Raw genomic sequence first — 24,684 nt, 5'->3', positions numbered from 1 at the left:
CCGGGCCGCCTCACCCGATGCTCGTGAAGTGCGGCGACCCGGCGTGCCTCAGCGACGGATGGTGAACCTCCACGTCTCCACGTTCCGGTTGCCGAGCGCGTCCTCGGTGACGAGGCGTACGACGTAGCGGCCGGGTGCGAGCGCGCGCTTCGGCGTCCAGGTCATCCGCTGGCTGCGGGCGTCGTAGCGCACGCCCCGGACCCGCTTCCCGCCGACGAACAGCTTCAGGTCGCGGGCGCGCACCTCCGAGTACCGGTCGAGGATCTTCGCGCGGAGCGTCGGCGTGCGGTCGCGGGTCGTGCCCTTCGGCCCGAGCTGTCGCACGCGGGGACCGGTGCGGTCGATCGTCCAGGTCGCCGTCGCCGGGGTGGCGTCGGCCCCGCCGGCACCGACCGCCCGGACGCGCACCTCGTGGCGCCCGGGGTCGAGGTCGCGGTAGGTCGTCGGCGAGGTGCACGCCTGCCAGGCCGAGCCGTCGAGGGAGCACTCGAACGTCGCTCCCCCGGCACCCGGGCCGCTGGCGGCGAACCTGATGGTCGCCGTCTTCGCCCGCGTGCCGTCACGCGGCGCGCCCGTGATGGTGGTGTCGGGAGTCCCCGGTGCCGGCGGCTCTTCGTCCTTCTTGGTGACCGTGACGGTCACCGTGCCGGTGTCGGAGTCGGTGCCGTCGCTCACCACGTAGTCGAACGTGTCCGTCCCCGTGTAACCGGCGTCCGGCGTGTAGGTCACGGTGCCGTCGGCCCGAGCGACGGCAGTGCCGTGCGCCGGCTCGGTCACCGACGACACCGCGAGCTCGTCACCCTCGTCGGCGTCCGTGTCGTTCGCCAGCACCGCGATGTCGACGGCCGTGCCCCGCGTGGTGGTCGCGGTGTCATCGACCGCCACGGGGGCGGCGTTGACCGGGTCGGGGTCGACCGGGTCCTCGCCGTCGACCAGGAAGGCGTCGAACGAGACCTCGTCACCCTCCTGCATCACCCCTGCGGCGAAGACGCCGAAGCGGGGCGCGACCATCTCGTTCTCGACCGCGCGAGGCAGGTCGACCCACGTCTCACCGCCGTCGAAGGACGCCTCCCCGGCATAGCTCGTGCCTGTCCTGGTGAGGCGGAACCGCATGTCGGTGAGGTCGGTCCCGTCGGGGATCGCGAGCTCGGGTTGCGGGTTGGCCCCGACGATCACGTTGCCCACCTCGGAGCGCAGCTCGACCCGGTTGGGCGCCTGCCTGCCGTCGTCGGAGATGACCACGAGCTTCACGTAGTTCGCGTCGTCGGCGTAGGCCATCAGGCCCGCCTGGCTGTAGCCACCGTCGAGCGTGGACACGTCGGCGTGGGTCTCCAGCGTCCAGTCCTCACCGGCGTGGTCGGCCGACTGCAGGACGAGGTTCGACTTGCCGGTGCCGGTCTGGTAGATCTCGCCGGCCGTGGTGGTGAGGAAGAGGCGTCCGTCGGCCACCCGGCGCTTGGTCGGGTCGTCCGCCACGATCGCGTTCCACCGGCAGGTGTCGAGGCTGGTGCCCTCGAAGGTGTCGTCCGGCGTCTCCAGGCCGCAGTCCTCGGTGACCGTCACCGTGACGGTGCCGGTGTCGCTGCCGCCGTTGCCGTCGGTGACCGTGTATCCGAACGTGTCGGTCCCGGCGAACGCGGCGTCGGGCGTGTAGCGGATCGTCTTGTCGTCGTTGACCACGGCCGTGCCGTCGCCGGGTGGGGTGACGGACTCGACGGTGAGGGCGTCGCCGTCGGGGTCGGTGTCACCGGTCAGCACCGCGATGTCGACCGCCCGGCCCGCGGTGACGATGGCGGTGTCGTCGTCGGCGACCGGCGGCCTGTTCGCGGCTGCCGCCGGGGTGACCCGGAAGTAGTCGAACGTCGCCGTCCGGTCGGGCTGCTGGACGCCGATCGCGAACAGGCCGAAGTCCATCCCGGCGTCCGGGTGGGTGACGGTGCCAACCGATTGCCAGTCACCGCCGTCGAAGGCGACCTCGCCGACGTACGAGTCCCCGGTCTTGGTCAGCCGCAGCCGGTACGACGACACGTTGGCCGGGGCGTCTATCTGGGGCTGCGGGTCGAGGATCGCGCCGTTGCGTTCCGAGCGGAGCTCGACCCGATTGATCCGGCCCTGGCCGGTATCGGCGATCGGGTCCAGCTTGACGTAGTTGTCGTCGTCGCCGTAGACGATCAGGCCCGCCTGGGCGTAGCCGTCGGTGAACGTCGTCGACACACGCGTCTCCAGGGTGTAGTCGTCGGTCGTGTTGGCTGCCGACTGCAGGATCAGGTTCGTCGTGCCCGACGGGTCGGAGTCCTGGTAGAGGTCACCACCGGTGGTGGTGATCGTCAGCGCACCGTCGGCGACCTCGTGGCGCGAGGGGTCCTCGCGCACCGAGGCGTTCCAGCGGCAGTCGTCGAGGTCGGCTCCGTCGAACTCGTCGGTCGGGTCGGAAGCACCGCCCGTGCCGTCGGGCTCGAAGCGGATCCAGTCGAAGGCCGCCTCCGGCTGGCCCACCTCGGCGCCCGAGAGCGCCGTCGGGCCGATCTTCGGGTCGGCGAACGTGCTCAGCGGTGCCGGGCGGCCGACCGATGAGAAGGTCTCGCCGTCGGCGGAGTACGCCGCCGTCAGGTTGGTGCCGTCGGAGATCAGACGCACGTAGTAGGTCGTGGGGAACCCGGCCGGGACGCCACCCAGCTTGTCGGCCGCCTCGTTGCGCGGGTTGCCGGCGGCCTCGTAGATGAACTCGACGTCGCGCACCCCGCCGGCCGAGATGAGGTGGACCGAGGCCCAGTTCTCCTCGTCGGAGTAGAGCCGCAGCCCGGCCTGCTGGTAGTTCTCGGTGACGTCTGCGGTCACCTTGGCCGTCACCTCGAAGGCGCCGTCCGGAGCGTCCTGGACGATGACGTCGGTGACGTTGCCGCCCGGTCCGTACATGCTGGTCGGCTGAATCGGCAGGCGCAGGCTGCCGTCCGACACCTCGGCCATGCCGGTGTCGTCGATGACCTCCCACTTGCCGTCGAGCGTCGACCCGCCGAACTCGTCGGACTGCTGGACGCCGCAGGCGTTGAGGACCCGGATCGGCACCGTCGAGTAGCCCTCGGCGCCGGTCGGGTCGGTCGCGGTCAGCCGCGCGGTGTAGGTGCCCGGCTCGGTGTAGGTGTACTGGGCGTCGAGGGTGGTGGCGGTGTCACCGTCCCCGGCGACCCCGAAGTCCCACGTGTAGGTCAGCTCGTCGCCGTCGTAGTCCGACGCGGAGCCGGTGAAGTCCACGGTCAGCGGCGCCGTGCCCTGGCTGGGGGTGCCCTGCGCGCCCACCTGCGGTCGCGAGTTGACCGAGACGCCCTTGCCGGCGGCGTCGAAGAAGTTGACGTTGAACAGCCCGGTGGCCGACGGGTCGTCGTTGGTGAAGACCAGGAACAGCTCGTGCGAGCCCTCCTGTGCCGACTCCGCGATGTCCATGTCGACGAACTGCCACTGCTGCCAGCCGCCGGTCACCGGGACGTCGACCGAGCCGGCCAGGGGCCCGGTCGGGCTGTCGAGGCGGGCCTCGATGGTGCCGCCTGCACCGGCCGAGGCGACCCGGAAGCGCAGCCGCGGGACCTGGTAGAGGCTGATCGGCGCGTAGGACACGTGGTCGCCGGCGTCGATGTTGGACAGGTTGCGCGAGCCGCCGAGCGGGTCGGTGGTCGCCTCCGTGTCGACGCCCTGCCGGGTGTCGGTGTGCTCGGCCTGCTTCCGCTTGGGCTGCAGGACGACCTCGTCCTCGCCGGTCAGGGTGCGCACGCCGTCGGCGCCCTCGTCGGTGTAGCTGGCGTTGATGACGCCGAAGATGTCGGCCGAGGCGTCGTGGCCCTCGTCGCGCACCGTCGGCAGGACGACGTCGCAGCCGGTGCGCGAGCTGAGCGGGTGGCCGTGCGAGTCGTGACCGAGGATGTAGTCGATCTCCACCTTGGTGCAGTCGATCTCGCCGTCCTCGGGGTCGGTCACGTTGACCTTGACCCGCACGGAGTCGCCGAACTCGAAGAACCCGCCGTTGGGCGGCAGCTCGATCTCGACGCTGGGCCGGGTGTTGCCGACGGTGACCACCGCGGTGGCCACGCCGGTGCGTGCGGTGGTGTCGGTGACGGTCAGGCGGGCGTCGTACACCCCGGTCTCGGTGTAGGTGAAGGTCGGGTTCGCCTCGGTGGAGTCGACCGTGCCGTCGTTCTGGAAGTCCCACGCGTAGGAGGCGATGGAGTCATCAGCGTCGGGATCGCTCGAGCCCTCGCTGGAGAACTGCACCTCCAGCGGTGCCGCGCCGGAGTCGGGAGTCGCGGTGGCGGACGCGGAGGGCGAGCGGGCGCCCTCGTTGATCGCGTTGATCTTGTAGACCGCGGAGTTCTCGTTGCCGGTGAAGTAGCCGCCGTTGCCGTAGTCGAGGACGTAGAGCGAGCCGTCCGGCCCGAACTCCATGTCCATGGCGGCGTAGAGCGTCATGGAGTCGAAGAACGGGTCGATGCCGACCACGTCGCCCTCGGCGTCCATCACGACGTCGCGGATCCAGCCGCGGGTCCACTCGCCGGCGAAGAAGTGGTTGTCGAAGTACTCAGGGAACTTCACGTCCGAGTCGAGCTCGGGGTCGAAGTTGTAGACCGGGCCGGCCATCGGGCCCTCGCCACCGCCGCCGAACTCGTTGGTGGTGACGCCGCCGTAGGTGACGTTGCCGCCGTCGTACTTGATCCAGGCGGGCTGCGCCGGCGGCAGGTTGGTCAGGCCGGTGTTGCGCGGACTGTTGTTCACCGGTGCGGTGCAGTCGAACTTCGGGCCGGTCGTGCCGGTCGCGAAGTCCCAGTCGTTGTAGGTCTCCGCGGGGGTGTTGGAGCCGGTGCAGTAGGGCCAGCCGAAGTTGCCGGCCTCGCGGATCTGGTTGAACTCCACGATGCCGCCGGGGCCGCGGTTGGCGTTGGCGCCGCCGGCGTCGGGGCCGTACTCACCGAGGTAGACGTAGCCGGTGCGCTTGTCGACGGTCATCCGAAACGGGTTGCGGAAGCCCATCGCGTAGATCTCCGGACGGGTCCGGTCGCCGGTGGTGGCCGACTCGTCGAAGAGGTTGCCCTCGGGGATCGTGTACGACGCCGCGGTCGGGTCGGGGGTGATGCGGAGGACCTTGCCGCGCAGGTCATTGGTGTTGGCCGAGCTGCGCTGGGCGTCGTACGCCGGGTTGCGTGTCGGTCGCTCGTCGAGCGGTGCGTATCCGTCGGAGGCGAACGGGTTGGAGTCGTCACCGGTCGAGAGGTAGAGGTTGCCGTCGGCGTCGAAGTCGATGGCTCCGCCGGCGTGGCAGCAGATGCCGCGGTCGGCCTCGACCCGGAGCAGCTCCTGCTCGGTCGAGGGGTCGAGGTCGTCGTCGACCATCTTCATCCGGGTCAGCACGTTGTAGCCCTGCCACGTCGCGAAGTCCGCGGCCGTGCCGTCGTTGGGCGCGTCGCCGGCCGGTGTGGCGAGCGGTGGTGCGTAGTAGAGGTAGACCCAGCCGTCCTCCTCGAAGCTCGGGCTGACGGTGAGGCTCTGGAGCCCGTCCTCGTCGTGGGAGTAGATCGGCACGTCGTGGAGCAGCGTGGTGTTGCCCTCGAGGTCGGTGAGGAAGATGCGGCCGTCGCGGGCGTTGTGGAGCACGCGTCCGTCGGGCAGGACCGAGATGCTCATCGGCTCGCCGACCTTGTCGACACCCTTGGCCAGCGTGACCTGCTCGAAGGAGGCATCGGTGGGAGCCGGCGGGGTGCAGGCGTCGGGCGTCTCGCCGGCGGCGTACTGGATGCCGCCCAGCAGGTGGAGGCGGAAGAGCGGCTCGGAGAAGGAGGCGTCGGTGTGGCCGCCGCCGGTGTAGAAGCTGCGGCCGCCGTCGAACTCCTGGTACCAGGCGATCGGGTGGTCGTCGTCGGTGGCGTTGCCGTCGTTCTCGACGTAGGTGGACTCGTCGAGCGTCGCGATGACGTTGATGTTCGGGTTGACGCGCGGGCTGTAGTCGGCGCCGCCGCCGTTGACGACCGGGTCGTCCTTGGACTGGAAGTTGTACCACTCGTCGGTGCGCTCCCAGCGGTCCGGCAGCGCGCAGGACGACGCCGTCGTCTTGTCCTCGACGTCGATCGTGGCCGTGGGGGTGCCGGCGGGGTGGCTCTGGAAGTAGGCGCCGACGAGCTCGCCGTACCAGGGCCAGGTGTACTCGGTGTCGGACGCGGCGTGGACGCCGACGTAGCCGCCGCCGGCCTGGATGTAGTCCTCGAACGCCGCCTGCTGGGTGTCGTTGAGCACGTCGCTGGTCGTCGACAGCCACACGACGGCCTCGTACTGCTCGAGGTTGGCCGCGGTGAACTGTGTGGGGTCCTCGGTGGCGTCGACGGTGAAGCCGTACTGCGCACCGAGGCGCTCGATGGAACGGATGCCCGCGCCGATCGAGCCGTGCCGGAAGCCGGTGGTCCTGCTGAAGACGAGCACGTCGTACGTCGGCTCCGCGAGGGCCGCGGTCGCCTGTGGGGTCGCTCCGCGCGAGGCGTCGGGCGCCGAGCGGTCAGGCGCCGAGCCCGGTGTGGCCGCCGCGGCCGGGACGGCTGCCAGGCCGCCGATGGCGACGGCCGCTGCCGCCACCCCCGCGACTGACGTCCTGATTCGTGCGGCGGGTGAACGGAACCTGCTCATGCTGTCCTGCCTTCTCGAGACCAAGCGGGGCGAAGCGGGGCCAAGCGGGGATTGGAGCCAGGCGTGGATCCGGAGCGCGCGACGTCCGCTCCCCCACGACCGGTGGCGATGCACCGTGATGTTCGTCACAGTAGGGAGCAGGATTCGACGGCGTCAATACACAAGGTGGCTGACTTTCTGCGGCTGGCGCACAGAAGAACGTCGCCTGTTCCACAGAAGGGCCCGGACGGCCGCGGGGGGCACTGGCCCGCGGGGGTCCGCTCTGGCACGTTGGGCACGTGACCGACCAGGCGGCCCCCGCCCTCGCCCCGCGGGACTGGAGCGCGGACCCAGCCGACGTGCTGCTCGCCGACGGCGCCGTCGCGGTGATCCGGCCGCTGCGCGCGGACGACCGCGACGCCGTGCTCGCATTGCACGAGTCGGTGTCGGTGGACACGCTCCGGCTCCGCTTCTTCTCCCCCAGCAGGGACGCCGGCCGGCTCTACGTCGACCACCTCTTCGCCCCGGACAACACCGCGTCAGCGGCGCTGGTAGCGCTCGTGCGTGGCCGGGTCGCCGGTATCGCGACCGCCGAGCTGCTCTCCCCCGACAGCGCCGAGGTGGCCTTCCTCGTCGCGGACGAGGACCGTGGCCGGGGGCTGGGCAGCCTGCTGCTCGAGCACCTCGCCGCGCTCGGGCGCCGGCACGGTGTCAGCCGGTTCGTGGCCGAGGTGCTCGGCGACAACTACGGCATGCTCGGGGTCTTCCGCGCGGCCGGGTTCGGTGCCACGAGGCGGACGGTGGCGGGCGAGGTCGACGTTGAGCTGCGCACGGACGCCTCCCGCGAGGCCGTCGAGGCGGCCGACCGACGCGAGTGGCGCGCGGCGGCCAGGTCCCTGCGGCCGCTGCTCCACCCCACGAGCGTCGCGGTGGTCGGCGTACGACGCTCCGCGGGCGGCTTCGGCCACGGCGTGCTGGAGGCGATCCGCAGCTCGCCCTACGCCGGGACCCTGCACGTCGTGCACCCCGAGGCGGACGTCCTCGACGGGCTGCCGACCGTCCGCAGGCTGGCCGACCTCGACGACCCGGTCGACCTCGTCGTGGTCGCGGTCCCGGCCGACGGGGTCGCCGACGTGCTGCGCGACGCCGCCGCCAACGGGGCCGGGGCCGCGCTCGTCATCTCCTCGGGCTTCTCGGGGACCGGGCACGACGAGCGGCGCCACGAGCTGCTCGGCCTGGCCCGTGCGCACAGCCTGCGACTCGTCGGCCCGAACTCCCAGGGCGTCCTGGCCAACGGCGACGGGCTCGACGCGACGCTGCTCCACGACGTGCCCGCGGTGGGTGGCCTCGCCGTCGCCTCCCAGTCGGGAGGCATGGGGTTCGCCCTCCTCGACCTGGCCCGCGACGTCGGCCTCGGCGTGCAGGCCTTCGTCTCCCTCGGTGACAAGCTCGACGTGTCGAGCAACGACCTCCTCGCCGCCTGGATGGAAGACCAGTCGGTGGCGGCCTGCGCGCTCTACCTCGAGTCGTTCGGCAACGCGCTCAAGTTCGCCCGCACCGCGCGACGCTTCGCCGAGCTGAAGCCGCTGCTGGCGGTGGTGGGCGGCCGCTCGCGCGCCCGCCAGGACCCGTCCGCGGCCTCGACCGTCGGCGTCGGCGTCGACGCGCTGCTGGACCAGTCCGGGGTGATCGCCTGCCGCACCGGCGCGGAGCTGACCGAGACCGCCCTGCTGCTGGTGGAGCAACCGTTGCCGGCCGGGCTCCGGGTGTGCATCGTCTCCAACACCGGCGGGGTGGGCGCCCTCACGACCGACCGGGCGGACGGTCAGGGGATGGTCGTGGCACCGACGTCGTACGACCTCGGTGCCGCCCTGCGCACGGCGGTCCCGGGCGCGGTGGACGTGCGCAACCCGGTGGACCTCGGGGCCGACGTCACCCCGGACGAGCTCACGGCCGCCCTGCGCGCCGTGCTCGACGCCGGCGAGGCCGACGCCGTCCTGGTGATGCTCGTGGCCAACCGGCTCACCGACCGCGACGCGCTCTTCGCCGCGGTCGCCGAGGCGCGGCCCGCAGGCGCCGACGTCCCCCTGCTGCTGGTCACCCCCGGTGCTGCCTTCGAGGCGGCGCGCGGACTGCCGGGCGTCACCGTCTACCGCTCGACGGACGCGGCGATCGGGGCGCTCGGGCGTGCGATGCGCTACGCCGCCTGGCGCCGCGTGCCCGCCGACCAGCCCGAGGTCGAGCTCGGCACCCGCGGCGTCCACGCCCGCACCTGGGCGCGTGCGCGGCTGGCCGCCCGCCACGGCGAGCCCGAGTGGCTCGCGCCCTCCGCGCACGGGGAGCTGCTCGCGCCCTACGGCATCCACCTCGTCGGCCGGCTCGCAAGCGGACCCGACGAGGCGGAGGCGGTCGCGGCGGACATCGGCTACCCCGTGGCGGTGAAGGTGGCTGACCCGACGGTGCTGCACAAGTCCGACCGGGGCCTGGTGCGGATCGACCTGCGCACCGGCAGCGACGTCGCCGACGCCGTACGAAGCTTCGCCGGCGAGCTCGGCCGGGACCGTGTCGACGTGCTCGTCCAGCCGCTCGTCCTCGGGCACCTCGCCTCGGTAGGCCTGGTCCGCGACCCGCAGCTCGGTCCGCTCGTCCGGGTCGCGAGCGGCGCGGGGCCCGTCGGCAGCTGGGCCGAGGAGGTCCTGCTGCTGCCGCCCGTCGAGGCCGCCGACGCGGCGCGGGCCGTCCGTGCTCTCCGCCTGTGGCCGCAGCTGGTCGGCGACCACGGCCTCGAGGAGGTGGACCTCGCCCCGCTCGAGGCGCTGGTCGTGTCGGTGGGTCGGCTGGCCGTCGACGTGCCCCACGTCGCCGACCTCACCCTCGAGCCCGTGGTCGTCAACGCCCACGGCCTCTACTGCGTCGACGTCAAGCTCCGCATCGCCGAGCCGTCCGAGCTCGACACGGGCATCCCGCGCCGGCTGCGGTCCTGACGGCCGGCAACGAGCGAACCACCCGTCGCGGGTGGGGCCCGGCAGGCCCGGGCGGACGACGATCGAGCAAGCACCTGTCGTCATGACCGAGGAGGAGCCGACGTGCGCCCTGCTGCTGGAGACGTCGACCACGCACTGCCCACCCGTCGGGGGACGGCCCGACACCGCCTCGTCCTCGTCGCTGTGCTCACCGGACTGGCGCTTGTGGCGTCGGGGTGCGGGTCGGACGACGGCTCCGTCGACGAGCCGACGGCGGCCGAGTCGTGGGCCTCCGACGTCTGCTCCACGGTCGGTGCATGGACCAGCACGGTCGCGGACGCCCGCGCCACCCTCAGCACTCCGCGCGACCTCAGCGCCAACGAGATCGAGGCGACGTTCACCGAGGTCAGCACCGCCACCTCAACGCTCGTGGAGGAGCTGGGCGACCTGGGTACCCCGGACACCGAGGCCGGTGACGAGGCCCAGGATCGGATCTCGTCGCTGTCGGAGCAGCTGCAGACGCAGGCAGACGTCGTCGAGGACGCCACCAGCGACCAGCCACAAGGCATGGGCGAGCTCCTCGCCAGCGTCTCGGCGGTCACCGGCGCCCTGGCCCAGATGATCTCGGACGCACAAGCAGCGATCGCCGACCTTCGCGTGCTCGACGGAGCCCAGGAGCTGGAGGACGCCTTCACCGAGGCGGATTCCTGCGCGGAGCTCAGGTCCTGACGTCCGGCCCGCCGACGCGAGCACGGGGCTCGCTGACCCGATGGTGCTCGCCCCGCAGCCAGGCGCCGAGCCATCCGCGGTCGACCGCGATCACCTGTCCGAACACGGCCGCGAGCAGGACGCAGAAGGCGACGACGTAGAGCCAGGCCAGGTAGGTGAAGGCCACCCCGATCGAGCCGTACCTCCCGGCGCTGGCCTCGAGCGCGACCGGCAGCCACAGCGCTGATGCCGGACGGACGAACAGCATCAGGCTGGCGAAGAGGAGTGCCGCCGGCATCAGGGAGCGAGGTCTCACGGCCCCCGTCAGCAGCAGCCACGGGACGAACGTCATGATGACCAGGTCGCAGCCGAACGCCACGACCCGCTCCCACACCTCCCCCGGTGGGACCGCGGCGGCGTACTGGCTCAGGGCTCGCACCACGAACAGCGAGAGCGCCAGTGCGACGACCACGGCCAGCCACCTCCACGCCGAGCGCAGCGTGCTGCGCGGCCGCGGCAGCCCCCAGATGGCCGCGTAGGCGCGCGTCAGCGCGCGGGAAAGGCTGGTCGCCGACGCCAGGACGATGATGGCCCCCGCCACGCCGAACCCGGTGCTGGCAGACGCCTCGACCGCCTGGTCCAGCACGGATCGTGACTCGTCCGGCATGTCCACCGCTTCCGCGATGGTGTCAGCATTCGCGCCACCCACCCAGCTGGCGATGAGGATGAGGATGGGGAAGACGGAGGTGAAGAACTGGGCCGCGATCGTCATGGACCGGTCGAAGATCTCGATGCGGACACAGCTCTCGGCGCTGTTGAGCGCGATCCGTCCCGGCCAGCCCTCGAGCAGGCGCGTGATCGGCCGGCGCAGTCGCGGCGGCAGGCGATCGACCGCCTGGCGGGCGAGCTCCTCGGGCGACCACGCCGGAGGCAGGTCGCCCTCCGATGGCCCGACCTCGTCGCGGGCTGGGCCGCGACCGCCGACCTCGCTCATGGCTCGATGCCTACCGCACGACGGACGCCGCAACCTCACCTCAACCGGATGAGTCGCGTTCGACGGTCTGATCCTCACCCGCAACGAGTGAGCAATCGTCGCGGATCTCCTGCCACGCTCGCTACGACCCTCGACCATGCGGCCTCGGGGCGGACTGAAAGGACGAGATCATGGACTCCATCACCACGGACTTCTGGGACGTGCTTCTGTGGAGCTTCTGGTTCTTCATCTGGATCGCAGCGATCATCGTGTGGTTCCGCTGCCTGCTCGACCTCTTCGGCGACGACTCGCTCAGCGGATGGGGCAAGGCGGGGTGGGCGATACTCCTCGTCCTGGTCCCGTGGCTCGGAGCCCTCATCTACGTGATCGCCCGCGGTCGGAGCATGACCCAGCGACAGATCGCGTCGGCGGAGAAGATGCGGGCCGACCAGGAGCAGTACATCAAGCAGGTAGCGGGATCCGGCACGAGCCCGGCCGACCAGATCGCCCAGGGAAGGGCGCTGCTCGACTCAGGCGCGATCACCCAGCCGGAGTTCGAAGCGCTGAAGGCGAAGGCACTGGCCTGACTGAGCAGCCGTGAGGCAGCGGAGCGAGGTCTACGCCGCGCTGGACCTCGCACTGCGCATCGGCGAGGTCCTGCTGGCGTCCGGGTCGGGCGCGGCGGACGTGACGGCCACGATGCTGGCCACGACCAGGGCGTGCGGGGTGCGGCACGTCAGCGCGGACGTCACGTACACCGACCTGACGCTGCGCTACCAGCCCACTGCGGGAGAGCCTGCGGCCATCCAGGTCAGGAGCCTTACCCGACGGTCCGTGGACTACGCGCAGCTGGTGGCGGTCGACGAGACGGTGGACCGGCTCGTGGCCGGCGACATCGATCGCAGCGAGGCGCAGGCACGGATCGCCCGCATCGTGTCGACGGGTCACGGTCGGGCGCGCTGGGCCGTCACCCTCGGCTGGGGCGTGATGGGCACGGGGATCGCGCTCACGTTGGGCGGCAGCCCGGTCGTGTGCGTGCTTGCGTTCCTGGCCGCCTGCGCGATCGGGGGGACACAACGGCTTCTTCCCGAGCACCGCATCCCGGCGTTCTACCAGCAGGCAGCGGGCGGCTTCGTGGCGACTCTCATCGCCGTGACGGCCTCCACCTCGCAGCTCGAGGTCAACCCGTCCCGAGTCGTGACGGTCGGCATCGTCGTCCTCCTGTCGGGTGTGGGCATCCTGGGCGCCACCCAGGATGCACTCACCGGGTTCCCGGTCACGGCCAGCGCACGCCTGATCAGTGCGATGCTCAACACTGCGGGGATCATCGCCGGCGTCGGGGCCGGCCTCACCGTGGGCGAGCTGCTCGGCGTTGGTCTCGCCAGCTTCAAGCCCGGTGCCTCGGGTGTGGCGGAGGTGGGCGTCACGGTCTTCGGTGCGGCCCTCGCCGCTGCGGCCTTCGCATTCGCCTCGTACGCTCCGGCGCGCTCGCTCGTCGCCGTGGCGCTCGTGGCGTCACTCGGCCAGGGGGTCCTGCTCGCGGTGTCGAGCTCCCCGGTCGGTCGCACCTGGGGGTCCGCGGCCGCGGCGGTGATGATCGGCGCAGTCTGCTACCTCGTCGCCGGTCGTTTCCGGGTGCCGCCGCTGGTCGTGGTGGTGCCGGCCATCGTGCCGCTCCTGCCGGGGCTCGACATCTACCGCGGCCTGGCCCTCTTGGCGGCGGGCCAGGACGGCGTGCTGCAGCTGGCGTCCGCGTTCGCCACCGCACTGGCACTGGCAGCTGGGGTGATCCTCGGCCAGTATCTCGCCCAGCCCGTCAGGCGGGAGAAGCACCGGCTGGAGGCGAGGCTGTCGGGTCCCCTCATGGTCGGCCCCTTCCGGCGCGGCGGCGACAAGGCCACCTGACCGTTCGAGCGCCCAGCCACCCCTTGGGGTTGGCCGACCACGCACCGATCCGACCGTCGTTGTTGAATGGCCGCCGTAAGTGAACCCGACGATCAGGAGATCACGTGAACAAGACCGAGCTGCGCGACGCCATCGCCTCGCACGCCGAGCTGAGCAACGCCCAGGCCGACAAGGCCCTCGAGGCCGTCATCGCCTCCATCACCAGCGCTGTCGCCGGTGGCGACAAGGTCACGGTGCCGGGCTTCGGGACGTTCGAGTCCCGCGAGCGTTCGGCTCGCACCGGCCGCAACCCGCAGACCGGCGAGACGATGGAGATCGCTGCGAGCAAGGCGCCTGCCTTCAAGCCGGCCGCTGCGTTCAAGAACGCCGTCAACGGCTGACACCAGGCTCCATCGCCTAGCAGCGGGGAAGATCGTCCGCGACATGTCAGGTCGATCTTCCCCGCTGTCGGTCGTGGCGCGGAACGCTCAGTCCGAGCCGTGCACGACCGCCAGCGCCTGGCGCGCGATCTCCCACTCCTCGTCGGTGGGCACGACGAGGACGGCGACCTCCGAGTCCTCGGCCGAGACCGCACGGGCCTCGTTCGTGCGAGCGTCGTTGCGGGCGGGGTCGAGGACGATCCCGAGCCGGTCGAGGCCGGCGAGCGCCGCGGCCCTCAGGTCGGGACTGTGCTGGCCGACGCCGCCGGTGAAGACCACGGCGTGCAGCTCGCCGAGGGCGGCGTAGTAGGCGCCGACGTACTTGCGCACGCGGTAGGCGTAGACGTCGAAGGCGAGCCTGGCCGTCTCGTCACCGGCCCCCATGCGGCGGGTGAGCTCGCGGAAGTCGTTGACCCCGGACAGCCCGCGCAGGCCGGACTCGCGGTAGAGCGCCCGGTCGATCTCGTCCAGCGACCAGCCGACCTCGCGGTGCAGGTGTCCGTGGATGGCCGGGTCGAGGTCGCCGGAGCGGGTGCCCATCACCAGCCCCTCGAGCGGGGTGAGCCCCATCGACGTGTCGACGGAGTGCCCGCCCCTGATCGCCGCGGCCGACGCGCCGTTGCCGAGGTGCAGGACCACGAGGTTGGTCTCCTCCACCGGGCGGTCGAGCAGCTCGGCGGCACGGCGGGAGACGAAGGCGTACGACGTGCCGTGGAAGCCGTAGCGGCGGATCCGGTGCTCCTCTCGCCAGGCCAGCGGGACGGCGTAGGTGTAGGCGTGCTCGGGCATCGACTGGTGGAACGCGGTGTCGAAGACCGCGACCTGCGGCACGTCGGGGAAGAGCCGGCGGGCGACGCGGAGCCCCTCCAGGTTGGCGGGGTTGTGCAGCGGCGCGAGCGGGACGAGGTCCTCAACAGTGGCGAGCAGGTGGTCGTCCACGACCACCGGGTCGGCGAAGAGGTCGCCGCCGTGCACGACCCGGTGGCCCACCGCCGCCAGGTGGTCGCGGTCGATCGCCGGCCCGTGCCGCTCGAAGGCGTCGAGGGCCGAGCGCAGCGCGTCCTCGAAGTCGGTGACGCGTCGCTCCTCGGTGTGGTCCTGGCCGCCGACCGAGTGGGTCAGCGTGCCGGTGTCCTCGCCGATGCGCTCCACCGTGCCGGAGGCCTCGGCGACGCCCGTGCCGCCGTCGAGGAGGCGGTACTTCAGCGACGACGAGCCGGCGTTGAGGACCAGCACCCGCCGGGTCACGAGCGCTCCTGCGCCTGGATCGCGGTGATCGCGACCGTGTTGACGATGTCGCGCACCAGCGCGCCGCGCGACAGGTCGTTGACCGGCTTGCGGAGGCCCTGCAGGACCGGGCCGACCGCCAGCGCGCCCGCCGATCTCTGCACGGCCTTGTAGGTGTTGTTGCCCGTGTTGAGGTCGGGGAAGACGAAGACCGTCGCCCGCCCGGCCACGGCCGAGTCGGGCAGCTTGGTGCGCGCGACCGCCGCGTCGATGGCGGCGTCGTACTGGATCGGGCCCTCGACGAGCAGGTCCGGCGCCCGCTCGCGGACCATCGCCGTCGCCTGGGTGACCTTCTCGACGTCGGTGCCGCTACCGGAGGTGCCGGTGGAGTACGACAGCATCGCGACGCGCGGCTCGACCCCGAAGGCGGCGGCCGTGTGGGCCGACGCGATCGCGATGTCGGCGAGCTGGGTGGCGGTGGGGTCGGGGTTGACCGCGCAGTCGCCGTAGACGAGCACCTGGTCCTTGAGGCACATGAAGAACACCGACGACACCACCGACACCTCGGGCACCGTGCGGATGACCTCCAGCGCCGGCCGGATCGTGTGCGCCGTGGTGTGCACCGCGCCCGACACCATCCCGTCGGCGAGGCCGAGCTCGACCATCATCGTGCCGAAGTAGGACACGTCGACGACGATGTCGCGCGCCGCCTCGAGGTCGATCCCCTTGTGCGCGCGGCGCTGGTGGTACTCCTGCGCGAACCGCTCGCGCAGCTCCTCGTCGTAGGGGCTGAGCAGGCGGGCGGCGGACACGTCGATACCGAGGTGGGCGGCCTTGGCGCGCACGATCATCGGGTCGCCGAGCAGCGTCAGGTCGGCGACGTTGCGCCGGAGCAGGACGTCGGCAGCGCGCAGGATGCGCTCCTCCTCCCCCTCCGGCAGGACGATGTGGCGACGGTCGGCGATCGCGTCGTCGAGGACCCGGTGCTCGAACATCAGCGGCGTGACGACCGACGTGCGGGCCACCTCGAGACCGCTCATCAGCTCGTCCCCGTCCACGTGGTCGGCGAAGAGGGTGAGGGCGGTCGCGATCTTGCGCGGCGAGTCCTTGTCGAGACGACCGCGGCGGTTGGTCAGCGCGGTCGAGGTGGCATGGGTGCCGAGGTCGGTGGCGATGATCGGCAGCGCCACCTCGAGCCCGTCGAGCAGCCGATCCACCTGCTCGGGCAGGTCGAGACCGCCGTTGAGGACGATGCCGGAGAGCTGCGGGAAGCTGGCCGACTGGTGGGCGGTGAGGACGCCGAGGACGACCTCGGGCCGGTCACCGGGCGTGACGACGAGTGCGCCGTCGAAGAGCCGGTCGAGCACGTTGGGCAGGGTCATCGCCGCGACCACCAGGCCCGGGACCTCGCGCGCCAGCTGGCCCTCGTCGCCGCGCACGAGGTGGCCGTCGCAGGCCGCCATCAGGTCGCCGACCGACGGCGCGCTGAGCAGGGGCTGCTCGGGCAGGGCGAAGGCAGGTACGCCGTCGCGGCGCAGCGCCGCCGCCGTCCGCTCGGTGGCCTCGGGGTCGACGCGGTTGGCGATGACGGCGAACAGCGCGGCGTGGTTGGCAGCCAGCTCGGCCTCCGCCATCGCGGCCGCCGTGCACAGCTGGTCGGCGCCCCTCCCCTGCCCGTTGAGGACGAGCAGGACCGGTGCGCCGAGGTTGGCGGCGACCCGGGCGTTGAAGGCGAACTCCGCCGGGGCGCCGACGTCGGTGTAGTCGCTGCCGACGACCACCACGGCGTCGCTCTGCTCGGCGACCTGGTGGTAGCGCGCGACGATGCGGTCCATCGCCCCGTCGGGGTCGGCGTGCACGTCGTCGTAGCTGACGCCCGCGCACTCGTCGTACGTCAGCGAGACGGCGTCGTGCGAGACGAGCAGGTCGAGGACGTAGTCGTGCACGTCCCAGGTCGACGCCTCGGCACGGACCACCGGCCTGAAGACCGCCACCCGGGCCACCCGGCGGGACAGCTGCTCGAGCACGCCGAGCGCAACTGCGGACTTGCCGGTGAACCCCTCGACACCGGCCACGTAGACGCTGCGAGCCATGGCCCGACCCTAGCGGCCGGGCAATCTCGCGGCCCCGCGCCGGATCCCGATGTCTATGGTTTGTCCAATGTTTCGCATTTCGGCTGTCCGCGCGCCGACCTCCCCGGCGACGATTCAGTGCACGCCCACTCCGGGCGACGCCCAGCACGGCCCCACGGCCCGGAAGGAGCAGATCGTGGCCACCCTCACGACGCCCGCAGCCCCCGCCCACCTCGGCGACTCCCCCCAGGCCGTCGAGCGCGACGAGCGCGCCCGACGTACGACCGCGATCGTCGACGAGCTGCGTCGGGCGGGGTCCGGGCCGGCGCGCCAGGGGCTGGTGGACGAGCTGATCGCGACCAACACACCCGTCGCCCGCTCGATGGCGGCCCGCTACCGCAACCGAGGCATCGACCTCGACGACCTCGAGCAGGTCGCCCTGGTCGGCCTCATCAAGGCGGCCCGCCGCTTCGATCCCTCCGCCGGGCACGACTTCATGTCCTACGCGGTCCCGACCGTGCGGGGCGAGCTGCGCCGGCACTTCCGCGACTCCGGGTGGATGATCCGCGTCCCACGGCGTGTGCAGCAGCTGCAGTCCCGGATCCGGGCGACCCAGCACGAGCTCGAGGCGCTCCTCGGCCGCTCTCCCCGCCCGTCGGAGATCGCGCGCCACCTGGACGTCGACCCGGACGAGGTCGTGGAGGCCCTTGCGGCCGACGGTTGCTTCCGGCCGGCGTCGATCGACACCAGCGCCGACGACGAGCCCGGCGGGACGATCGCGGACGTGCTGGGGCTCGAGGAGCGCGGGTTCGCGTCCCTCGAGGCCAAGATGGTGCTCGATTCCGCGGTCGGCCGCCTGTCGGAGCGGGAGCGTCTGATCCTCCAGTGGCGCTTCGTCGACGAGCGCACCCAGCGCGAGATCGCCGACATGGTCGGGCTGACGCAGGCCCAGGTCTCCAGGATCCTGACCCGCGTGCTCACGCGCCTGCGCGCCGACCTGTCCGAACCGCTGTCGGCTGCCTAGGCGCGCTCGGCGTCGGTGATCGGCGTGATCCAGGACTGGTGGGTGGCGCTGTTCTTGGTGATGGCGAGCAGCTCGTCCATGTGGGGCTCGAGGCCGGTGACCTTGTCGAGCGGGACGCCGACGACGAGTTGGAAGCCGAGCCCGCGCCACGCCTGGACGGCGCGACCGGCGAACTCGGAGTCGGCCTTCACGAAGCCCTCGTCGAGGAAGACCGGCGCGAAGCGCGGCCGCGACCGCATCTCGTCGCCCAGCCGGAAGCGGAGCGCGGAGCCGACGATGAAGGCGACGAGCTCCTGGCTCTCGCCACCGCTCTTCTCCCCCAGCGTCCGATAGGTCGCGCGCAGCTCGCCGGTGGTGTGGTCGTAGCGCTCGGCGCTGATCTCCACGTGGCGGCGTACGTCGAGCAGGCGGTCGCGGTCGGTCAATGACGTGGCTGCCTCGCCGACCTGGCTCGGCCTGCGCAGCTGCTGCATGAACCGGCTGAGCTCGGCGAACCGCTTCTCCAGGGCCTCCTCGTCGAGCTCGTTGGCGGACCCGGACGACAGGGTGCGCAGGTCCTTCATGAAGGCCTGCACGTGGGCGGGCGCCAGTCGACGCAGACGGATCCGGAGCCGGTCGCCCGACGCCCCGAACTCGAGGCGCCGCAGGATCGCGTTGATCGGCTCCAGCCGGTCCTCGATCTCCTCGACGGACGCGGCCATCGCGCCGACGAGGGGCACCAGGTCCTGACCGCTCCACTCCGTGAGCCGGCGCCGCCACTCGGCCCGCCGGGCGGCGAGGCCCTCGCCGCGGATGTCGTCGAGGATGCGTGCGTAGTCGGGGTAGGAGTCCGCGGTCGCGCCCAGGTTGGGCGAGTCCCACTGCATCTTGTAGACGCGGAACACCTGCGTGAGGTCGTCGTCGACCCTCCGGACCTCGGCCTCGGCGTCGCCGACCGCGGTGCGGAGCCGGTCGGCGAGCCGCTGGGAGGACTCGGCGAAGCGGTCGAGGTCGTCGGGGTCGGCGGGCGACGCGGCAGCCGCGAAGTCGACCACCAGGGCGGCCTCCTGCTCCGGGCTGAGCACGACCTCGCCGGCGTCCTCCATCGCCTGGAGCCGGTCCTTGACGACGTCCTCGGCGTCGACCAGGTCACCGTGGGCGGCGTTGAGCTCGCGCTGCCGCTGCTCGGCGGCGTAGCGGGCCCGTCGCGTCTCCTCGAGCCGTGCGGTGAGGTCGGCGATCTGCGCCTCGAGCTCCCGGAGGCCGTCGTCCGACTCGAGGATCTCGCCCCGGCGGCGCTCGAGCTCGGCGATGCGTCGGTCGCTGCCGTCGACGTCGAAGTCGTCGAAGCGCGCGGCGGCCACGACGTCGTACGACGTGCGCTGCTTCTCCAGCACGCGCGACCTCTGGTCGAGCGCAGCCACGTCGGCGCCGACGCCGTCGAGCCGCTCCTCGAGGTCGGCGAGCTCCGCGTCGACCTCGGCGATCGCGTCGACGTTGGAGAACCCGATGATGTTGCGGGTGTCGTTGCGCCCGTGGGCGCCGCGGCGGCCGTTGCGGGTCTGGCCGGCCAGGGTGACGCGAAAGCCGGGGCCTGAGAGGCCGTCGGCGGACTCGACGCACAGCGCGTTGCGCGACGTCTCCCCCACGTGCGCCTGCACCCAGCCCGAGAACGGCGAGTCCTGGAAGACGAGCTTGCCGGCAACCCGCTCCGGGTCTGCCGGACCGAGGTCGGGCAGGTCGAGCTCGACACCCTCGAAGGTCAGCCGCCCGCGCAGCCGCAGCCCGTCGATCGCGGCGGAGAATCCCTCCAGCCGATCGAGCGGCACGAGCATCATCCGAGCGCTCGCCCCGAGGACCGTCTCGATGGCCGTGCGCCACCGCGCCTCGTCGGGCGCCACGTCGAGCAGCTCGGCCACGAAGGGCAGTTCATCGACGCCGAGCCCGCTCGCCCGGGCGACCTCGGCGCGCAGCTCGTCCATCCGAGCCGGCACGCGGCCGGTGCGGCTCTCCAGCGACGCCCGCTCGCGCCGCAGCTCGGCCTGACGCTGGCTGAGCGGGAACTGCTCGCGGAGCACGGCGTCGCGCTCGCGCCGGATCCGCTCCTGCTCGCGCTGGAAGCCGGACAGCCACTGCTGGGCGTGCATCTGGAGCACGGCGAACGACTCGCTCGACAGCAGCGCGGCCTCGACGTCGGGCGCCTGGGCGTCGGTGGCGTCGATGAGCGGGAGCAGCCGCTCCTGCAGGACCTCGCGTCGGCGGAGCCGGTCGTCGCGGACGACCTGCTCCTGCTCCAGCGACAGCGCGAGCGACTGCAGCGTCGAGCCGCCGGCGGCGCGGTGCGACTCCTTGGCGGCCTCGAGGTCGGTCAGGAGCGTGCGCTCCGCGGATGTCGTCGTGCCGAGCTCGTCGGCGGCCGATGCGCGGTCGGCGCGGTTGTCGACCACGGCGGACTCGATCAGGCGGAGGTGGGTGCGCAGCAACCACATCCGGAGCGGGGTGTCGCCGTCGAGCGTGACGCCGTAGGAGTCGAGCTCGGCGAGCCGACGGGTGGCCGCCACCTTGCGGTCGTGGAGGTCGACGATCGGCGCGAGGAGCTCGAGCTTCTGCTCCTCGGTGCGCATGGCCGAGTGGGCGGTGTCGAGGTCGTCGAAGTGCTCGATCGCGCGGTCGGCGGCAGCGAACGTCGACGGTCGCTCGAGGACCATGTCCTTGTAGAGCTCGTCGACGCTGCGGACCTGGTTGCCGGCCTGGATCCGGGCGAGCAGCCGCAGGGCCTTCGCGCCGTCGCCGTTGGCGCCGATGCCGAGCCGCGCGTGCAGGACGGCCGCGAACTCGGCGTAGGTCCGGTGCACCCGGATGCCGGGGAAGAGCTTCTTGAGCGTGTTGGCGTGGAACCGTTCGGGCACGGCGACCTCGAGCGTGTCGAGGGGAAGCGGCCCGTCCTGGGTGGCCAGCTGCATCTGGACGTCGGCGGACCGGGTCGCGCGCCGCGGCACGTAGTAGGTGCGGAGCACGGTGAACCGGCCGCCCTGGTCGTTGACGAACGTCATCGCGATCGCGCCCCAGGTGTCGGAGCCCTTGCCGCGGAGCAGCTTCTCGACCGGCCGGCCGGTGCGGGGGTCGTCGACCACGTCGACCGCGCCGCGCAGGTAGGACAGCAGGTTGCGCTGGCCGGCACCGCGGGCGCGGCCCGCGACCGCGTCGTTGGACGCACCGTTGAACTTGGTGTCCGACGGCATCATCAGTGCCGTGTAGGCGTCGAGGATGGTGCTCTTGCCGACGCCGGACGCGCCCGAGATCATCGTCGCGTCGCCGCGCAGGGGTACGACAGTGAGGCCGCCGAAGCCGCCCCAGTTGACCATCTGGAGCAGCGCCGCCCGCCACTGCATCGTGTCGTCGGCCGGCGTGGCGACGTCGCGGCGCTCGAACAACCCGTCGACCGTCGTCTGCTCGATCTCGTCGATCGACATGCTCACTGCTCCTCTGCGGGATCGCCGGTGACCGGGTGGTCCGCGCCGCCGTCGTCGTCGAACAGGTCGGCCGGCTCGTCGGGCCCGGCAGGGACGTCGCCGGCGTTGGCCGCCACCAGCGCCTCGAGCAGCTCCTGGAGCAGCTCGAGCGGGATCAGGGGCTCCACCGCCTCGCTGATCTCGAAGCGCTCCTCCGACCCGGTGGCGATCAGGAGCCCCGCCTTCACGACGCTCGTGATCGCGTTGCGGGCCCGCTTGTCGTCGCCTGCGACGTCGGTGGCGTGCGAGGGCCGGAAGCTCGCGACGTAGCGGACGATGTCCTCCCGGTCGACGAAGACGCGTGCGTCGCCGCTCGCCACCCCGGCGCGCAGCCGGTCGCGCAGGTGCACGAGCACGAGCGTCTCCTCGCGCGACCACGCGGCGTCGTAGAGCATCGTCGGGAACCGGCTCCCGGTCTCGGAGGTCGCCTGTCGCTTCCACGCGACCTCGCGGGCGCGGTCGACCTGCAGCTCGAGGAAGAGGTCGTTGAGCCGCGACCGGATGAGGCGCTCGTGCTCGACGAGCACGCTCCAGTCGCGCGGGTGCGTGCGGGCGCTGATGAAGCGCTGCTTGAGCAGCGTCACGAGGGCGCGGCGCTGGGCGTACTCCAGGCCGCCCTCGTCGCCCTCGAAGAGCGAGAACGAACCCTCGTCGACGACCTCGTCGACGACCTCGTCGTCGATCTCGGGGTGGGTCTCGACGCTCATGGGCGGGTCTCCGTCCGTTGCTGGGGCTCGGGGAGGTCGGGGAGGTCGGGGTCGGGCAGCGGGGTGCGGGGCACGGCGAAGGTGCGACGGCTCCCGTCGGGCCGGACGGCCTCGAACGGCTCCGCGGAGTCCTGTGCTCGCCAGTCCCGGTCGGCGGCGAGGTGCAGCAGCCCGAAGATCTCGACCGGCCGGCGCAGCGACGGCTCCAGCCCGTCGAACAGGGCCCCGAGGGACGCGACCGGGAGCAGGGAGGTCATCACCGCGTCGAGGCGCTCCCGCAGCGTCGAGAGCCTCGGCCCGCCCTGCGCCATGAGCTCGGAGAGCGAGACCGGGGGCGCCAGGTCGGGGTCCGGCGTGCTGATCCGGTCGGGCAGCACGTCGTCGGCGGGGTCGTGGAAGCGCTCGCGCAGGTGGTCGATGCTCGTGCGTGCGGGCAGGAGCGGTACGTCGTGGGCGGCGCGCGGCCCGGTGGTGGCCATCCACGTCATCAGCTCGGCCTCCACCTGGCGCAGCGTCTGCTCGAGCTCGCGGTCGCGGGCGGCATCGTGGGAGACGATGTACTCCTTCAGCGTCGCCGTCACGCGGGAACGCTGGGCGAGCACCCGGTCGAGGCCGTCGCGCACCAGCCGCACCGTGCCCCGCAGCTCGGCGCGGTCGGCGTCGCTGAGGATCCGGTCCGAGAGCGGGTGCTCCAGCAGGTCGGTCAGGTCCTCGCGCAGCTGCGTCACCAGGGCGTCGTCGCGCAGCAGCGCGAACGCCCCCTCGAACGCCCGTCCCTCGTGGGTGGCGGTCATCAGCGCGTCGGCGCGGGCCAGGTAGTCGTCGATGACCTCACCGGCCGGACGGTCCTCGGCCCGGAACGCAGCGAGGATCTCCGCCCGGATCGTCGCGAAACGCTCCTCGACCCGGGCGAAGTCGCTCGGCAGCGCCGAGATCAGCGACAGCAGCTCGGTGAACCCCTCGAGCATGTAGTCCTCGGTCGCGCCGTCCAGCTCGCCGCCGTCGACCAGTCGGTCGCGCTCGGCCCGGAGCCGGGCGATCTCCTCGTTGAGGATCGTGACGCGGGAGGTGCGGTCGGGGTTGGCCTCGGAGTTGAACCGGCGGACGGTGCCGAGGATCGTCGCGACCCGGTGCTCGCTGAGCGTGGCCCGGTCGCGCGCGAGGTTCTTGACCAGCTCGAGCGCCTGCTGGGCGTGGGAGGTCAGCGCGTAGACCTCGTGCCCGGCCTCGTCGAGCGAGCGCACTAGCCACTGCCCGCGCATCCAGCGCTGGCAGATCTCACGGCCCGTGCCGGTGGGGACGTCCTGCTCGCCGGCGAGCCGCATCTGGGCGACGTGCTCCTCGACCTGGGTGTGCAGCCGCGCCGTGGGGATGGGGTGGTTGGTGCGGCCGAACGCCGTCCGGAAGATGGTGATGACCACGGGCGCCTGCCGCTGGTGGAGCAGGGTCAGCGTGGGCTGGGCGAACGCGCCCTTCACGCGCGCAAGCTCGCCTGCGATCCCACTCACGACCCGTTCCCTCGATTCGTCACCGCCTGTGCTCGGTGCGCAAGCATCGCAAAGGGCACCGACGGCCCGTGGGGCGGGCCCGTCCGGGCCGAGGCCCGGACGACCTCGAGGTCACCCGGAGACCTGCGCCTGCAGGGCCTCGACGAGCAGCTGGACGGCAGGACGACGCGATGTCGTGGTGCGGTGTGCTGCGATGAAGCGCCGGGTCGGGACAGGCCCCTCGAGGGAGATGGCTCGCACCGTGCCGGGGAGGTCCGGACGACCGAGTCGCGGCAGGACGCAGACGCAGAGGCCGGCGGCGACGAGAGCGACCTGGGAGGCGTACTCCTCCACCCGGAAGTCCACCCGTGGCTCCGTGGCCGCTGCGCGCAGCATGTCGAGGATCCACCGGGTGCAGATGCCGTTCGAGACGTCCGTCACCCAGACGTCGTCCACCGTCTCCTCGAGCCGGGCCGTCCTCCGCCCCGCCAGCGGATGACCCGCGGGCACGAGCAGGTCCACGGGATCGTCGGCGAGGTGGGTCGTCTCCAGGGAGGCCGGGAAGGTGGTCCGGTCGTGCACCCAGTCGTGGACGACGGCGACGTCGACGCGCCCGCTGACCACGGCCTCGAGGGCCGGCTCGGGAGCGAGCTCGACGAGGTCGACGCGCAGTCGTGGCGCCGCCTGCGCCAAGGAACCGAGCGCGGGCGCGGCCACTCCCCGGATCGCGGACGGGAAGCACGCGACGCTGACGGTCCCCACCGTCTCACCGCTCGCGACGCCGAGGAGCTCCTCGATCCGGCCGTTCGCCTGCTCCCGCGCCTGGTCGATGGCAGCCGCGGCCTCGACCAGCACCAGCGCCGCGTCGGTCAGCACGACCCCGCGACCCGCCGGCTCCAGCAGCGGCAGCCCGACCTCCCGCTCCAGCTTCCCGATCTGCTGGCTCACCGCGGACGGGGTGTAGCCGAGCTGACGCGCGGCGGCGCCCACGGCGCCGCAGCGATGCACCGCCTGCAGGAACCGCAGCCTCGACGTCTCCACCATGTAGCGAGACTAAACGGTGTCGTCCAGA

The 24,684-nt window shown here is 72.2% G+C and carries 14 protein-coding genes; 6 read left to right on the top strand and 8 right to left on the bottom strand.

Going from position 1 to position 24,684, the window contains the following annotated elements; all coding sequences use genetic code 11:
* Nucleotides 1–48: 48 nt before the first annotated feature.
* Nucleotides 49–6,657: a ThuA domain-containing protein gene (locus tag HOO61_RS24240; RefSeq protein ID WP_172260477.1), complete on the bottom strand. Its 6,609-nt coding sequence runs from the start codon at nt 6,655–6,657 to the stop codon at nt 49–51.
* A gap of 278 nt (nt 6,658–6,935) precedes the next feature.
* Here HOO61_RS24240 and HOO61_RS16680 point away from each other — a divergent pair, with 278 nt between their 5' ends.
* Both HOO61_RS16680 and HOO61_RS16675 read left to right on the top strand, forming a co-directional pair.
* Nucleotides 6,936–9,620, top strand: coding sequence for a GNAT family N-acetyltransferase (locus HOO61_RS16680; protein WP_172260475.1), 2,685 nt, complete (start codon nt 6,936–6,938; stop codon nt 9,618–9,620).
* 102 nt (nt 9,621–9,722) lie between these two features.
* Nucleotides 9,723–10,328, top strand: a complete 606-nt coding sequence (locus tag HOO61_RS16675) for a hypothetical protein (protein WP_172260473.1) — start codon at nt 9,723–9,725, stop codon at nt 10,326–10,328.
* Here the strand turns inward: HOO61_RS16675 and HOO61_RS16670 are convergent.
* Entirely contained in the window at nt 10,318–11,301 is a 984-nt protein-coding gene (locus HOO61_RS16670) for a YihY/virulence factor BrkB family protein (protein ID WP_172260471.1), read from the bottom strand. The two genes, HOO61_RS16675 and HOO61_RS16670, sit on opposite strands and share 11 nt — an antisense overlap.
* A 170-nt stretch (nt 11,302–11,471) precedes the next feature.
* Between HOO61_RS16670 and HOO61_RS16665 the strand changes: the two genes are divergently transcribed.
* The 3 genes from HOO61_RS16665 to HOO61_RS16655 all read left to right on the top strand — a co-directional run bounded on the left by HOO61_RS16665 (nt 11,472) and on the right by HOO61_RS16655 (nt 13,565).
* Nucleotides 11,472–11,867, top strand: a complete 396-nt coding sequence (locus tag HOO61_RS16665; protein ID WP_172260469.1) for an SHOCT domain-containing protein — start codon at nt 11,472–11,474, stop codon at nt 11,865–11,867.
* A 10-nt stretch (nt 11,868–11,877) separates the two neighbouring features.
* Nucleotides 11,878–13,185, top strand: coding sequence for a threonine/serine exporter ThrE family protein (locus tag HOO61_RS16660; protein ID WP_367650220.1), 1,308 nt, complete (start codon nt 11,878–11,880; stop codon nt 13,183–13,185).
* A gap of 104 nt (nt 13,186–13,289) precedes the next feature.
* A complete protein-coding gene (locus HOO61_RS16655; protein WP_172260467.1) occupies nt 13,290–13,565 on the top strand; it encodes an HU family DNA-binding protein in 276 nt (91 codons plus the stop codon).
* Nucleotides 13,566–13,652: 87 nt separating this feature from the next.
* On the opposite strand, the gene HOO61_RS16650 is transcribed toward HOO61_RS16655, so the two are convergent.
* The gene (locus HOO61_RS16650) at nt 13,653–14,852 is read right to left on the bottom strand and encodes an acetate kinase (RefSeq protein WP_172260465.1); all 1,200 of its coding nucleotides are present in this window, start codon (nt 14,850–14,852) and stop codon (nt 13,653–13,655) included.
* Nucleotides 14,849–16,924: a phosphate acetyltransferase gene (pta, locus tag HOO61_RS16645; RefSeq protein ID WP_172260463.1), complete on the bottom strand. Its 2,076-nt coding sequence runs from the start codon at nt 16,922–16,924 to the stop codon at nt 14,849–14,851. The genes HOO61_RS16650 and pta overlap by 4 nt, the downstream gene beginning before the upstream one ends.
* Before the next feature lie 175 nt (nt 16,925–17,099).
* On the opposite strand from pta, the gene HOO61_RS16640 reads away from it, so the two are divergent.
* Entirely contained in the window at nt 17,100–17,927 is an 828-nt protein-coding gene (locus tag HOO61_RS16640) for a SigB/SigF/SigG family RNA polymerase sigma factor (protein ID WP_172260461.1), read from the top strand.
* On the opposite strand, the gene HOO61_RS16635 is transcribed toward HOO61_RS16640, so the two are convergent.
* The 4 genes from HOO61_RS16635 to HOO61_RS16620 all read right to left on the bottom strand — a co-directional run bounded on the left by HOO61_RS16635 (nt 17,924) and on the right by HOO61_RS16620 (nt 24,656).
* A complete protein-coding gene (locus tag HOO61_RS16635) occupies nt 17,924–21,379 on the bottom strand; it encodes an ATP-binding protein (RefSeq protein WP_172260459.1) in 3,456 nt (1,151 codons plus the stop codon). The genes HOO61_RS16640 and HOO61_RS16635 overlap by 4 nt on opposite strands.
* A gap of 2 nt (nt 21,380–21,381) precedes the next feature.
* On the bottom strand, nt 21,382–22,125 hold the full coding sequence (locus tag HOO61_RS16630; protein WP_172260457.1) for a DUF4194 domain-containing protein: 744 nt from the start codon (nt 22,123–22,125) through the stop codon (nt 21,382–21,384).
* Complete coding sequence (locus HOO61_RS16625; RefSeq protein ID WP_172260455.1) at nt 22,122–23,633, bottom strand: DUF3375 domain-containing protein; 1,512 nt, start codon at nt 23,631–23,633, stop codon at nt 22,122–22,124. The genes HOO61_RS16630 and HOO61_RS16625 overlap by 4 nt, the downstream gene beginning before the upstream one ends.
* A gap of 111 nt (nt 23,634–23,744) precedes the next feature.
* Nucleotides 23,745–24,656 (bottom strand): LysR family transcriptional regulator, encoded by a 912-nt coding sequence (locus tag HOO61_RS16620; protein WP_172260453.1) that lies wholly within the window; start codon nt 24,654–24,656, stop codon nt 23,745–23,747.
* Between the last annotated feature and the right edge of the window lie 28 nt (nt 24,657–24,684).

The organism is Nocardioides sp. zg-1230 (genome assembly GCF_013155335.1).
Taxonomy (GTDB): domain Bacteria; phylum Actinomycetota; class Actinomycetes; order Propionibacteriales; family Nocardioidaceae; genus Nocardioides.
Note: the sequence above shows the minus strand (reverse complement) of the source record. Positions and strands in the feature narration are given on the sequence as shown.